This window comes from Streptomyces tuirus, from assembly GCF_014701095.1.
Classification (GTDB): Bacteria; Actinomycetota; Actinomycetes; order Streptomycetales; family Streptomycetaceae; genus Streptomyces; species Streptomyces tuirus.
The window spans coordinates 241323-253544 of the sequence record NZ_AP023439.1 but is presented as its reverse complement, the minus strand read 5'-3'; the positions used below and the strand labels follow the sequence as shown (position 1 = coordinate 253544).

Sequence of the window (12222 nt, the reverse complement as noted above, 5' to 3'; positions counted from 1 at the left end):
GCTAAACGCGCGGCGAGACGTCCAGGAACCGGTGGAGGGAGCTGGTCATGGCGGCGACGAAGGCGTCGCGGGTCGGGGCGTCGACACGGTCCAGGGACAGGTACGGGTTGAGGTCCTCCAACTCGACCAGGAGCAGGTCGCCCTCCCGGGTGCGGCAGGCGTCCACGCGCTGGATGCCGTGGTCGAGGGTGTTCCAGTCGATGAAGCGGCGGGCGAAACCGAGGTCGGCTTCCGTGGGCAGGTAGGGCTCGAGGACCCAGCGCCGCTCGGGATCGGGGGCGTGGAGGGCGTACTGGAAGGCGTCGTCGACGTAGTAGAACGACACCTCGTAGCGGAAGTCGACGCGGGGCTGGATCAGCACGTCACCGTAGGTGAGGCCGTCCAGCCCGTCCCGGGGGACGACGGTGAGGCCGATCGAGTCCGCCCCCGCCTTCGGCTTGACCACGTACTGCTCGGCCGGGGGCAGCAGGTGCAGATCCCGCGGCCGGCCGACGGTGGGGATGACCGGGTATCCGGCTGCCGTCAGATCCAGCAGGTACTGCTTGCCGGCCATGTCCGCCCGGCCCGACAACGGGTTGTAGACCCGGGTGCCGCGCGCCGCGGCCTGGTTCCGGAAGGCGTCGTACTCCCGCTGGTAGTGGAGCACCGGACCGCTGTTGCGGACCACGACCGCGTCGAAGGAGTCCATGAGGGCGGCGGCGTCCAGCGGGTGGCACAGCGCGAGGTCGAAGTCCCTGCGCAGCCGCGACGACAGGAAGACGTCCTCGTCGCCGTAGCGCCGCCCCCGGGCCGGGTAGGCGAGGTCGGTCACGAACAGAACGCGGGGGCGGCCGGGCACGGGTCTTCTCCTGGGTCGGTGGCCACCAATCTACTGACGCCGCCGGGCAACGGACCGTGCCGGGTTCGCTCCCCCGATCGCCGGACCGGTGACGTCCGTGGCGGCCGTGCGCATGCCCCCGGGCCACCGGGACCCGCCCGTGTCACGACGCAGGCGGGTGAAGCCTGAGCCGCCGTCAGCTTCCCGGGGCATGCATGAGGATCTCCGCCGTATCCGGCCGGGTCGGCGGCATCGATGCGCTGGAGGCGAGAGTGATGAACGAACGAGCCGGACGGACGGGCCCCCACACCCTCAGCGTCCCGGTCCTCATCGTGGGCGGCTCCCTGGTCGGCCTGTCCACCTCGTTGTTCCTGGGACGGCTGGGCGTGCCCCACATGCTGGTGGAGCGCCACGCGGGCACCTCCATCCACCCGCGGGGCCGCGGCAACAACGTCCGCACCATGGAACTGTTCCGGGTGGCGGGTGTCGAACAGGGGATCAAGGACGCGGCCGCCACCCTGGCCGTCAACCACGGCATCCTCCAGGCACCCACCCTGGTCGGCGACGCGGGCGAGTGGCTGTTCAGGGACATCGACCCGGGCGGCGGCCTGGCCCGCTTCAGCCCCAGCGCCTGGTGCCTGTGCAGCCAGAACGACCTCGAACCGGTGCTGCTCGACCACGCCCGCGAGCACGGAGGCGATCTGCGCTTCGCCACCGAGCTGCTGTCGTTCGAGAGCGACTCCACCGGTGTCACCGCCGTCGTCAAGAGCCGCGAGACGGGTGAGCACACCACCATCCGCGCGGACTATCTCGTCGCCGCGGACGGCCCCCGCAGCCCCGTGCGCGAACAACTCGGCATCACCCAGAGCGGACCCGGCGACCTGTTCCACAACGTCAGCCTCACGTTCCGCTCCCGCCGTCTCGCCGACGTCGTGGGGGACCGTCACTTCATCGTCTGCTACCTGACGAACCCGGACGCCGACGGCGCCCTGCTGCCGGTGGACAACCGCGAGAACTGGGTCTTCCACGCCCCCTGGCACCCGGAAAACGGGGAGACCCTGGAGGAGTTCACCGACGAGCGCTGCGTCGAGCACATCCGCCGGGCGGTCGGAGTCGCCGACCTCGACGTGGAGATCACCGGCAAGGCGCCCTGGCACGCAGCTCAGCGGGTCGCCCGCAGCTACCGGTCGGGACGTGTGTTCCTGGCCGGTGACTCGGCGCACGAGATGTCCCCCACCGGGGCCTTCGGTTCCAACACCGGTATCCAGGACGCGCACAACCTCGCCTGGAAACTGGCCGCCGTGCTCGACGGCTGGGCGGGGGAGGAGCTGCTGGACACGTACGACGCCGAACGACGCCCCGTGGCCGAGGCCACCAGCGCGCGGGCCGCGGCCCGGTCGGCCGAGCACAGCCACCCCGGATTCGCCCCGCCCCCCGCGGCGGGCGGCGGCGGTCCCCAGAAGGGCATCCTCAACGTGGCCCTCGGCTACCGCTACCCGCAGGGTGCCGTGGTCGGCGCCGATCCGGCGGTCCCGGTCGTGCCCGAGCGCCTCGACCTGAGCGGTGGACCGGGCAGCAGGGCGCCTCACCTGTGGGTGCGCCGGGGCGACGAACGGCTCTCGACGCTCGACCTGTACGAGCGGTCCCTCGTGCTGCTCAGTGACGCCGCTGAGCCGAACGAGTGGCACGAGGCAGCCGTTCGTCTCGCCGACAAGTTGTCCCTCCCGCTCGCGTCGTACCGGGTGGGCAGCGAAGCACAGGCGGACCTGGTGCCGGAGGACGACGCCGACTGGGCCGAGCGCCACGGCACGGGCCCCGGAGGCGCGGTGCTCGTCCGGCCCGACGGATTCGTCGTATGGCGGTCCCAGGGGCCGGACCCGGACGCCGAGGCGGTGCTGCACCAGGTCCTGAGGACCGCGCTGGCAGTCGCCTGAGAGCTCCGGCGCACCGGCGGGGCGGTCGGCCCGCGGAAGGCCGACCGTCCCGCCGCCGTCTTCGTCACCTGTGCGGGCGAGCGTGCCCGGCAGTCCGTTGCCGCGCGGATCGGCCTGATCCGTCCGGGCTCTTCTCGTACCGGCCGCCCCGCACCCGTCACTCGCGTACGCCGTCCGAGTCGCGCGATGCGCGGGGACGGCCACAGGATCGAGGAACGCCGACGTCGCACCACCGCGGCCGGCGCTCACTTTCCCCTCCGCGAAGGAGATGTGCGGGATGACCACCACGTCCGAACGGGTGGAAGGTTCGCGTGCGCGACAGGCGTCGCACCATGTCTCCCAGTCCGTGTTCGACGGTTCCCGGCTGCGTGTCGTCCTCCTGGTCGACGTCCACGACGGGGCCCAGCACCAGTTCCTCGAAGCTTACGAACAGTTGTGCAATCAGGTCGCGTCCGTGCCCGGGCATGTCAGCGACCAGCTGTGCCAGTCGATCGAGAACCCGTCCCAGTGGCTCATCACCAGCGAGTGGGAGAGCGCCCCGCCCTTCCTGGCCTGGGTCAACAGCGAAGAGCACGTGCGGATGGTGGAGCCGCTGCACAGCTGCGTCCGCGACACCCGGTCACTGCGCTTCCACGTGGTCCGCGAGACCGGCGGCCCGGCGGCGGGCACCGACCCGGAGGCACGCAGGCTCCAGACGGCGCCCAGGATCGGCGACGGCGTGATCCGGCACGCGCTCACCTTCACCGTGAAGCCCGGCAGCGAGGAGATCGTCGCAAAGATCCTCGCCGACTACGACTCGCCCGAGCCCAAGGTCGACGACACCACGCGCCTGTGCCGCACCTCGCTGTTCATGCACGGCAACCGGGTGGTGCGGGCCGTCGAGGTGCGGGGCGATCTGCTGGCCGCGCTGCGTCACGTCGCCCGGCAGCCCGAAGTACGGGCCGTCGAAGAGGCCATCAACCCTCATCTGGAGCAGGACCGGGACCTGGGCGACCCCGAGTCCGCCCGGGTCTTCTTCACCAGGGCCGCGCTGCCGGCCGTCCACCACGTGATGGCGGAGCGGCCGAACGCGCAGGCCGAGCGGTACGCCCTGTACTACCCGGCGCGGCCGGAACGCGGGATGCAGCTCGCCGAACTCCTGGCCCACCGCGACGAGACGGCGGCCGACGACCCGCGCAGCCCCGTCCTGCGCAGCACGATCTTCCAGCGCGACGACGTCGTCGTACGGCTGATCGACGTGCACGGCGGACTCGAGGCGGCCGACCCCGGCCAGATCCTCGGCCTGTCCGACTCGGCACAGGTGGCCGAGCTGACGACGCTGCTGGACGAGACCGCGGGCATGGACGTGGTCGCGTCGAAGGACGGCAGCCTCGCGCGCCTGCTCGAACTGGCGCGCATGGATCTCGTCACCGACCGCCGGTCGCCCGACGCCTGATCCGCCATCCGGCGGGAGAGGCGGTGCCGCCTCTCCCGCGTCGGTGCAGCACCTCAACGGAGGAACCCGTGATCACATCCCGTCCCAACATCGTGAGCCTGAGCGACGTCGAGCCCAACCGCCGGCGAGGCGGTGACCTGCGCGCCATGCTCACTCCGGCCGCGGTGGGCGCCACCAGTGGATTCATGGGCGTGGCCCTCATCGAGCCCGGTGACCGCATCGGTGAGCACTACCACCCGTACTCCGAGGAGTTCGTGTACGTGGTGTGCGGGCAGCTCGAGGTGGACCTGGACGGAGAGCCGCACCCGCTCCAGCCCGAGCAGGGGCTGCTCATCCCCGTCAACATGCGCCACCGCTTCCGCAACGTCGGCGACGTGGAGGCCCGGCTGGTCTTCCACCTCGGCCCCCTGGCCCCGAGTCCGCCGCTGGGTCACGTCGACACCGAGGAGACCGACGTCCAGTCCGCAGCGGTGGGAGCGGAGGCGGCCGAACGACGTCAGGTCCGGTCATGACGAGGCGAGTGGCGGTCACCGGCATAGGTATCGTCGCTCCCGGCGGCATAGGCGTGCCGGCGTTCTGGGACCTCCTGGCGGCCGGACGCACGGCGACACGGGCCATCACGTTCTTCGACCCCTCCGGTCTGCGCTCGCGCATCGCCGCCGAGTGCGACTTCGACCCCGCCGCCCACGGCCTGGACCAGCGGGACGTGGAACGAAGCGACCGCTACATCCAGTTCGCCCTGGTCGCGGGAGACGAAGCGATACGGGACGCCGGTGTCGACCTCACCGCCGAGGACCCGTGGCGGGTCGGCGTCTCACTCGGCACGGCGGTCGGCGGCACCACCCGGCTGGAGAACGACTACGTCCTGGTCAGCCACCACGGACAGCGCTGGGACGTGGACCACCGGGAAGCCGGCCCCGATCTGCACCGCGCCTTCACACCCGGCTCGCTCGCCTCGACGGTGGCGGAGCGGTTCGGAGCCCGCGGCCCGGTGCAGACCGTGTCCACCGGCTGCACCTCCGGGCTCGACGCGGTCGGGTACGCCTTCCACACCGTGGAGGAGGGCCGCGCCGACATCTGCATAACCGGCGCCTCGGACTCGCCGATCTCCCCGATCACCATGGCCTGCTTCGACGCCATCAAGGCCACCTCCCCGAACAACGACGACCCGGCGCACGCCTCACGCCCCTTCGACGCCGACCGCAACGGCTTCGTCATGGGCGAGGGCGGCGCCGTACTCGTCCTGGAGGAGCTGGAGCACGCCAGGGCCCGCGGTGCCCGGGTGTACTGCGAGATCGGCGGCTACGCCACCTTCGGCAACGCCTACCACATGACCGGCCTGACCAGCGAGGGACTGGAGATGGCCCGCGCCATCGAGGACGCCCTGGACCACGCACGGCTCGATCCCACCGCGATCGACTACGTCAACGCGCACGGCTCGGGCACCAAGCAGAACGACCGCCACGAGACCGCCGCGGTCAAACGGGTCCTGGGACCGCACGCCTACCAGACCCCCATGAGCTCCATCAAGTCGATGGTGGGCCACTCCCTGGGCGCCATCGGAGCGATCGAACTCGTCGCCTGTGTGCTGGCCCTGACCCACCAGGTGGTACCGCCGACCGCGAACTACGAGACCCCCGACCCCGAGTGCGACCTGGACTACGTCCCGCGTGTGGCCCGCGAGCGCAAGCTCGACAGCGTGCTCTCGGTGGGCAGCGGATTCGGCGGGTTCCAGTCCGCGGTGGTCATGAACCGGCCGAGGGAGAAGTCACGATGAGCGAACCTCGTCCACGGCGCGCGGCCGTCACGGGAATCGGCGTGGTCGCGCCCAACGGATCCAGTACCGAGACCTTCTGGAAGTCCACCAGGGAGGGCATCAGCGTCCTGGACCGCGTCACCCGGGAGGGCTGCGAGCAGCTGCCCCTGCGGGTGGCGGGCCAGGTCCGCGACTTCGACCCGTCGGCGGCGATCGAGGAGCGCTTCCTGGTCCAGACCGACCGGTTCACGCACTTCGCGATGGCCGCGGCCGACCTCGCGCTGGACGACGCCCGGCTCCCCCGGTCCATGACCGACGAGGTGCCGTTCTCCGTGGGTGTGGTCACCGCTGCCGGTTCCGGCGGCGGCGAGTTCGGACAGCGCGAACTCCAGCAACTGTGGGGCAAGGGCAGCCGCTTCGTCGGCCCGTACCAGTCCATCGCCTGGTTCTACGCCGCGAGCACCGGCCAGATCTCCATCCGGCGCGGCTTCAAGGGGCCCTGCTCGGTCGTCGCGGCCGACGAGGCCGGCGGCCTGGACGCCCTCGCCCATGCGGCACGAGCCGTACGGCGCGGCACCGACGTGATCGTGGCCGGCGCGACCGAGGCCCCGATCGCGCCCTACTCGGTGGTCTGCCAGCTCGGCTACGAGGAACTCAGCACGGACGACGACCCGACCCGCGCCTACCGCCCGTTCACCTCCGCGGCCTGCGGGTTCGTGCCCGCCGAGGGCGGCGCCATGGTCGTGGTGGAGACGGAGGGCACGGCCCTTGAGCGGGGCGCGCCCGTGCGGGCCCACCTGGCCGGACACGCGGCGACCTTCACGGGAGCCTCCCGCTGGGAGGAGTCCCGGGAAGGGCTCGCCCAGGCCGTCCGGGGCGCTCTGGCGGAGGCCGACTGCGCCCCGGAGGAGATCGACGTGGTCTTCGCCGACGCCCTCGGCGTACCGCGGGCGGACCGCGCCGAGGCCCTGGCCCTCGCCGACGCTCTCGGGGCCCACGGCACCCGGGTGCCCGTCACCGCGCCGAAGACCGGGATCGGCCGGGGCTACTGCGCGGCGCCGCTGATGGACGTCGCGGCGGCGGTGCTCTCGATGGAGCACGGTCTGATCCCGCCCACCCCCAACGTCTTCGACATCTGCCACGACCTCGACCTCGTGACCGGCCGGGCCCGTACCGCCGAGGTACGTACGGCACTGGTGCTGAGCCGCGGGCTCATGGGTTCGAACTCGGCGCTGGTGCTGCGGCACGGCGCCACCGGCGCCTCGTCCTGAGGCGCCGCGGAACAGGCAAGGAAGGTACATGACATGACTGACCGCATCACGGTGGAAGAACTCGCCGAACTCATGAAGAAATGCACCGGTGTCACCGTCACTCCGGAGGAACTCCGCGGCGACGGGACGGCCTTCGAGCAGCTCGGCGTCGACTCGCTGGGCCTGCTGGGCATCGTCGGCGAGCTGGAGAACCGCTACGGCACGCCGATGCCCACCGACGCCGAACGCTCCAAGACGCCCCGGCAGTTCCTCGACCTCGTCAACGGTGCCCTTCTGGCAGGAGCGTGACATGACCGGACACACGCAGAACGAGATCACCATCGCCGCACCCCTGGACCTGGTCTGGGAGGTGACCAACGACCTGGAGAACTGGCCGCAGTTGTTCAGCGAGTACGCCTCGGTCGAGATCATCTCCCGGGAGGGTCACAAGACGACCTTCCGGCTCACGATGCACCCGGACGAGAACGGCACCGTGTGGAGCTGGGTCTCCGAGCGCGAGCCCGACCGCGAGACGCTCACCGTCAAGGCCCGCCGCGTCGAGACGGGTCCCTTCGACCACATGAACATCCACTGGCGGTACGAGGAGGTACCGGCCGGCACACGGATGGTCTGGACGCAGGACTTCGCGATGAAGCCGGACGCGCCGGTCGACGACGAGTGGATGACGGACAACATCAACCGGAACTCGAAGGTGCAGATGGGTCTGATCCGCGACCGCATCGAGAAGATCGCCGCCGAACGCGGTGCGAGTCCCGGTCTGACCCGCTGAGCCGGACGGAGAACAGCCCCATGCACCAAGCCCTGATCGTCGCCCGGATGGCCCCGGGATCGGCGCCCGACATCGCCAAGGTGTTCGCGGAGTCCGACCGCGGGGAGCTGCCGCACCTCGTCGGCGTGACCCGGCGCAGCCTCTTCCAGTTCGGCGATGTGTACATGCACCTGATCGAGTCCGAGCGCGACCCCGGACCGGCCATCGCCAAGATCACCGGGCATCCCGAGTTCCGGGACGTCAGCGAGCGCCTGTCCGCGTACGTCAGCGCGTACGACCCCGACACCTGGCGTTCGCCGAAGGACGCCATGGCGCAGCGCTTCTACCTCTGGGAGCGCGAGCCGGCCGGCTGACGCAGCCGGCACTCGACGGCCGCCGGGTCCGCAGCGTCGCGGACCCGGCGGCCGTCGGTCTGTCTGCGTCGAGGGAGTCCCGGGATCACCGGGCCCCTCGGGACGCGGTCGGATCAGCCGGGGATGTGGCAGTCGAACGCGTGCAGATAGGGGTTGACCGGACTGATGTCGTCGATGACCAGGCCGGCCTCGGTGAGCCGGTCCACCATGCTCTGGCGGGTGTGCTTCGCCCCGCCGACATTGAGGAGCAGCAGCAGGTCCATCGCGGTGCTGAACCGCATGGAGGGAGAGTCGTCGACGAGGTTCTCGATGACCACCACCCGCGTCCCGGGGCCGCCGGCCTCGCGGACGTTGCGCAGCGTACGGGTGGTGCTCTCGTCGTCCCACTCCAGGATGTTCTTGATGACGTAGACGTCGGCCTTCACCGGGACGGCCGTCCGGACGTCGCCGGGTACGACCTGCGCGCGGTCGGCGAGGTCGCCGCCCGTGCGCAGTCTCGGGACGGCGTTCTCCACCACCCGGGGCAGGTCGAGCAGCGTCCCGCGCAGGTCCGGGTACTTGTCCAGCAGGCTCGCCACCACGTGCCCCTGGCCGCCGCCGATGTCGGCGACCGAGGCGCATCCCGTGAGGTCGAGGAACGCGGCGACGTCCTGCGCCGACTGCACGCTGGAGGTCGTCATGGCGCGGTTGAAGACGTCCGCCGACTCCGGGGCGTCCTCGTTGAGGTAGGGGAAGAACTCCTTGCCGTACAGGTCCTCCACCACGTTGCGGCCGGTGCGCACCGCCTCGTCGAGCTTGGGCCAGACGTCCCAGGTCCACGGCTCGGTGCACCACAGTGTGATGGCGCGCAGGCTGTGGGGGTCGTCCTCGCGCAGCAACCGGGAGACGTCGGTGTGCGCGAACGTGCCGTCCGGGTGTTCGGCGAACACGCCGTAGCAGGACAGGGCCCGCAGGACCCGTCGCAGCGGGCCCGGTTCGGTCTTCACCGCGGCCGCGATGTCCTCCACGGCCATGGGCTCGTCACCGAGGGCATCGGCGACGCCCAGCCGGGCGGCCGCGCGCAGGGCGGCGGCACATGCCGCCCCGAACGCGAGTTCCCGCAGCCGCATGGACGGCGGAGGAGCGGGCTGAGTGGTCGTCATGTGCCGCCTTTCTACGTGGATCGAGCGAAGTGATCACTGAACGGTCGTGGGACTCCCAGGCCCGTCGAGGGCCTGTGCCGGTGTGCGGTCAGCACAGACCTGCGGGCTTGGACGACAGACAGGAGTTGCCCTGGAACGTGTTGCCCTCGCCGGGGTCCGTGTTGACCAGGTCCGCCGGGGAGTTGCCCTCCAGCAGGTTGTCGCTGATCCGGTTCCGCTCGCTGGTCGTGCCGACGAAGCTCTTGAACACGACGATGCCGCCCGAGAGCGGGGACGTGCCGACGTTGTCCCTGATCACGTTGTGGGTGATCAGGTTGTCCTCGGTGCCCGTCAGGACGATGCCGGACCCCTGCAGGGCGTCCAGCCTGGCGGTCTTCGGGCAGGACTTGTTGTTGCGCTCGATACGGTTCTCGCGCACCGTCACGAGACCGGCCTTCGGCTTGTTCTCGTCGCCGACGACGAAGACCGCCGCGCAGTTGCCCGTGAGGTGGTTGCCCGCGACGGTCAGGTTGCGCAGCCGGCGGACGGTGACGCCGATCCGGTTGCCCTCCAGCCGGTTGCGCTCCACCACCGTTCCCCCGGTGTCCGTGGCGCCTTCCTCCTCCTTCACCGTGTTGGCGAGGAACAGGCCCGCGTCGCCGTTGTCCCGGGCGGTGTTGCCGCGGAACACGCCACGGGCCGAGCGCTCGGTGGCGATACCCCACACCCCGTTCCGGACCGCGGTGACGTTCCGCACCGTCAGCCGGTCGGCCTCGTTGGCGTGGATGCCCGTCTTGGCGAAGCCGGTCACCGTGAGGGACGCGATGGTGACGTCGTCGACGCCGTGGTCCTTCGTGCCCGCGACACAGATGCCGTTGCCGGCCGCGGCGCAGCTGCCGGCGGCCCTTTCGGCGCCCGCCGTGCCGGTGGGAACGGTGGTGGCGCCCGCGCCCGCCCCCGGTACGAGCACCGTGCCGCGGCCCATCCCGCGCAAGGTGAGTCCGGGCGTGGTCACGTCGACGCTTCCGCGGTGGGTGCCGTGCGCCAGCAGAACGGTGTCACCCGGCCGGGCGCTGTCCACCGCCTTCTGGATCGATTCCCCGGGCCTCACCAGATGGACCGTGTGACCGGCGGACGACGGAGCGGCCCCGAGACCCGTCCCGAGCAGCGCCGCGGCGCACGCCAGGTATGCGATATGGCATTTGTTCATATCGCGGAGGTTATGTCCACAAAGGTCGCGAACCGGTGGGATGGGCCATCCGGCGGCGTGGCCCTGCCGAGAGGGCACCCAAGGCCCCGACGGTGGCGTCGGTCATGCCGGGGGGACGGTGGGTGCGCAGGGTACGCACCGCCTCGCCCTTGACCTCGTTGCGGTAGCGGACGTTGCACTTGCCGGCGCGTGTGTCATGCGCGCCGAGGCGGGCTCAGTGCCAGCCGCACCACGGCCGGCCAGTCGGCCGTCCCGTCACCGACCCGCGAGGCGCCGGGGCGCCGGCGCGGCACGCGCACCCGGAGCGCGCCGGGCGCGACGCGGCACACCACGGGTGACGGCAGAAGGACGTGCTCTCCGTCGATGCCGGCCGGGAGGGTGTCCGTGTCCGCTTCCACGACGACCGTCGCGGCGCTCAGCCGGATCAGTCCTCCCCCGGAACCCGGACCGCGCACGAGGCCTGCCGCCTGGACGGCGCTGCCCACGCGCACGCACACCACGCCGAGGAGCCCCGAGTCCAGCCGCCCCCTGCGCCCGGGGTTGGCGGCGTCGACGGCCCGCCCATAGGGGTTGTTGCTGACGAGCAGGGCCTGGAGTGCCTCGACGTGGGTCCGGCCGGCCCGCGCCCGCAGCCTCGGCGCCTCCTCGCCGGTGAGAAGACCGGGGAGCGTGCGCAGGGTGGTGCGGGCCTTGGCGTCCCGGTAGGCGGGATCGGTGACGACGAACGCGTACGTTCCGAAGGAGGCGTTGTTGACGAAGACGCGGTCCGCGGCGAACCCGAGATCGACGCGGAGTTCGACGCCGTCGGCCAGGGCTTCCAGGGCCGCCGCCGGATCGTCGCGGTCGAGGCCGAGATCGAGGGCGAAATGGTTGCGGGTGCCGGCGGGAATCACCAGGAAGGGCAGGTCGTGACGCGCGGCGACCTCGGCCACCAGGGCCTGGGTGCCGTCACCCCCGGCCACGGCCAGCAGATCGGCTCCCTCGGCGACGGCCTGCCGCGCCAGCTCGGTGACGTCCTGCTCCCCGTCGAGCAGCGTCACACGGCAACCGGCCGCCCGGGCCCGGTCCATCAGGTCGAAACGGCCCACTTTGCCGCCGCCGGAACGCGGGTTCATCAGGATCCAGGGGTGGCGGGGCGCCGTCGTCGCCGTCTGCTCGGAGGCGGTGCGGCCGGAGGGCAGTGCGCTACGGGCCGTCACCAGTGCGAGCCCCCACAGCGCGAGGGACAGACAGGCCGCCCAGAGCATGCCGGCCGCCGCGTACAGGGCAAGGACCGCCGACGGCGCGGCCAGGGCCAGGACCAGTCCGACGGCACGGACCACTCCCGTGTGCGCCAGGATCAACCACCCCCCGATGGCCGCCAGCGCCAGTGCGGCGATTCCGGCCAGTACCCACAGCACGCTTCTCAGACCGGCCGTGACCAGCGGCACCAGGATGCTTCCCAGCAGGGCGAGCAGGGCGAGGCGTGCCCGTCCGGGGCTGCCCTCGCGGGCGGTGGCGGCTGCCGCCTCGGTGGGTGCCGTCCGGTGCCGGACCTGTCGTTGCACCTGTACTGC

At 71.5% G+C, this 12222-nt stretch carries 12 protein-coding genes; 8 read left to right on the top strand and 4 right to left on the bottom strand.

The annotated features are described in order from the left end of the window. Position 1: 1 nt before the first annotated feature. A complete protein-coding gene (locus IGS69_RS01180; protein ID WP_190896070.1) occupies positions 2-838 on the bottom strand; it encodes an ATP-grasp domain-containing protein in 837 nt (278 codons plus the stop codon). A gap of 254 nt (positions 839-1092) precedes the next feature. Between IGS69_RS01180 and IGS69_RS01175 the strand changes: the two genes are divergently transcribed. The 8 genes from IGS69_RS01175 (at position 1093) to IGS69_RS01140 (ending at position 8335) form a co-directional block, all read left to right on the top strand. Continuing rightward, entirely contained in the window at positions 1093-2751 is a 1659-nt protein-coding gene (locus IGS69_RS01175) for an FAD-dependent oxidoreductase (RefSeq protein ID WP_190904335.1), read from the top strand. Positions 2752-3028: 277 nt separating this feature from the next. Next, on the top strand, positions 3029-4186 hold the full coding sequence (locus IGS69_RS01170; protein WP_190896068.1) for a SchA/CurD-like domain-containing protein: 1158 nt from the start codon (positions 3029-3031) through the stop codon (positions 4184-4186). 68 nt (positions 4187-4254) lie between these two features. Beyond that, entirely contained in the window at positions 4255-4698 is a 444-nt protein-coding gene (locus IGS69_RS01165) for a cupin domain-containing protein (protein ID WP_232543404.1), read from the top strand. Beyond that, on the top strand, positions 4695-5963 hold the full coding sequence (locus IGS69_RS01160) for a beta-ketoacyl-[acyl-carrier-protein] synthase family protein (protein WP_190896066.1): 1269 nt from the start codon (positions 4695-4697) through the stop codon (positions 5961-5963). Before IGS69_RS01165 ends, IGS69_RS01160 begins: the two co-directional genes overlap by 4 nt. Continuing rightward, positions 5960-7213, top strand: a complete 1254-nt coding sequence (locus IGS69_RS01155; RefSeq protein WP_190896064.1) for a beta-ketoacyl synthase N-terminal-like domain-containing protein — start codon at positions 5960-5962, stop codon at positions 7211-7213. Before IGS69_RS01160 ends, IGS69_RS01155 begins: the two co-directional genes overlap by 4 nt. A gap of 33 nt (positions 7214-7246) precedes the next feature. Continuing rightward, the gene (locus tag IGS69_RS01150) at positions 7247-7501 is read left to right on the top strand and encodes an acyl carrier protein (RefSeq protein WP_190896062.1); all 255 of its coding nucleotides are present in this window, start codon (positions 7247-7249) and stop codon (positions 7499-7501) included. A gap of 1 nt (position 7502) precedes the next feature. Further along, positions 7503-7982, top strand: coding sequence for an SRPBCC family protein (locus tag IGS69_RS01145; RefSeq protein WP_190896060.1), 480 nt, complete (start codon positions 7503-7505; stop codon positions 7980-7982). Between the two features lie 20 nt (positions 7983-8002). Then, positions 8003-8335 (top strand): TcmI family type II polyketide cyclase, encoded by a 333-nt coding sequence (locus tag IGS69_RS01140; protein WP_097222667.1) that lies wholly within the window; start codon positions 8003-8005, stop codon positions 8333-8335. Positions 8336-8448: 113 nt separating this feature from the next. On the opposite strand, the gene IGS69_RS01135 is transcribed toward IGS69_RS01140, so the two are convergent. The 3 genes from IGS69_RS01135 to IGS69_RS01125 form a co-directional block, all read right to left on the bottom strand. Then, a complete protein-coding gene (locus IGS69_RS01135; protein ID WP_190896058.1) occupies positions 8449-9477 on the bottom strand; it encodes a methyltransferase in 1029 nt (342 codons plus the stop codon). Between the two features lie 88 nt (positions 9478-9565). Then, positions 9566-10666 carry a right-handed parallel beta-helix repeat-containing protein gene (locus IGS69_RS01130; RefSeq protein ID WP_190896056.1) on the bottom strand — a complete coding sequence of 367 codons (1101 nt, stop codon included), beginning with the start codon at positions 10664-10666 and terminating at the stop codon, positions 9566-9568. A gap of 194 nt (positions 10667-10860) precedes the next feature. Then, on the bottom strand, positions 10861-12213 hold the full coding sequence (locus IGS69_RS01125; RefSeq protein ID WP_232543403.1) for a diacylglycerol/lipid kinase family protein: 1353 nt from the start codon (positions 12211-12213) through the stop codon (positions 10861-10863). Positions 12214-12222: the final 9 nt, after the last annotated feature.

Excerpts from the sequence above, each read along its gene's own strand:
- IGS69_RS01175 (WP_190904335.1), top strand. The coding sequence starts at position 1,093 with ATGAACGAACGAGCCGGACGGACGGGCCCCCACACCCTCAGCGTCCCG.
- IGS69_RS01170 (WP_190896068.1), top strand. The coding sequence starts at position 3,029 with ATGACCACCACGTCCGAACGGGTGGAAGGTTCGCGTGCGCGACAGGCG.
- IGS69_RS01160 (WP_190896066.1), top strand. The coding sequence starts at position 4,695 with ATGACGAGGCGAGTGGCGGTCACCGGCATAGGTATCGTCGCTCCCGGC.
- IGS69_RS01155 (WP_190896064.1), top strand. The coding sequence starts at position 5,960 with ATGAGCGAACCTCGTCCACGGCGCGCGGCCGTCACGGGAATCGGCGTG.
- IGS69_RS01150 (WP_190896062.1), top strand. The coding sequence starts at position 7,247 with ATGACTGACCGCATCACGGTGGAAGAACTCGCCGAACTCATGAAGAAA.
- IGS69_RS01145 (WP_190896060.1), top strand. The coding sequence starts at position 7,503 with ATGACCGGACACACGCAGAACGAGATCACCATCGCCGCACCCCTGGAC.
- IGS69_RS01140 (WP_097222667.1), top strand. The coding sequence starts at position 8,003 with ATGCACCAAGCCCTGATCGTCGCCCGGATGGCCCCGGGATCGGCGCCC.
- IGS69_RS01135 (WP_190896058.1), bottom strand. The coding sequence starts at position 9,477 with ATGACGACCACTCAGCCCGCTCCTCCGCCGTCCATGCGGCTGCGGGAA.
- IGS69_RS01130 (WP_190896056.1), bottom strand. The coding sequence starts at position 10,666 with ATGAACAAATGCCATATCGCATACCTGGCGTGCGCCGCGGCGCTGCTC.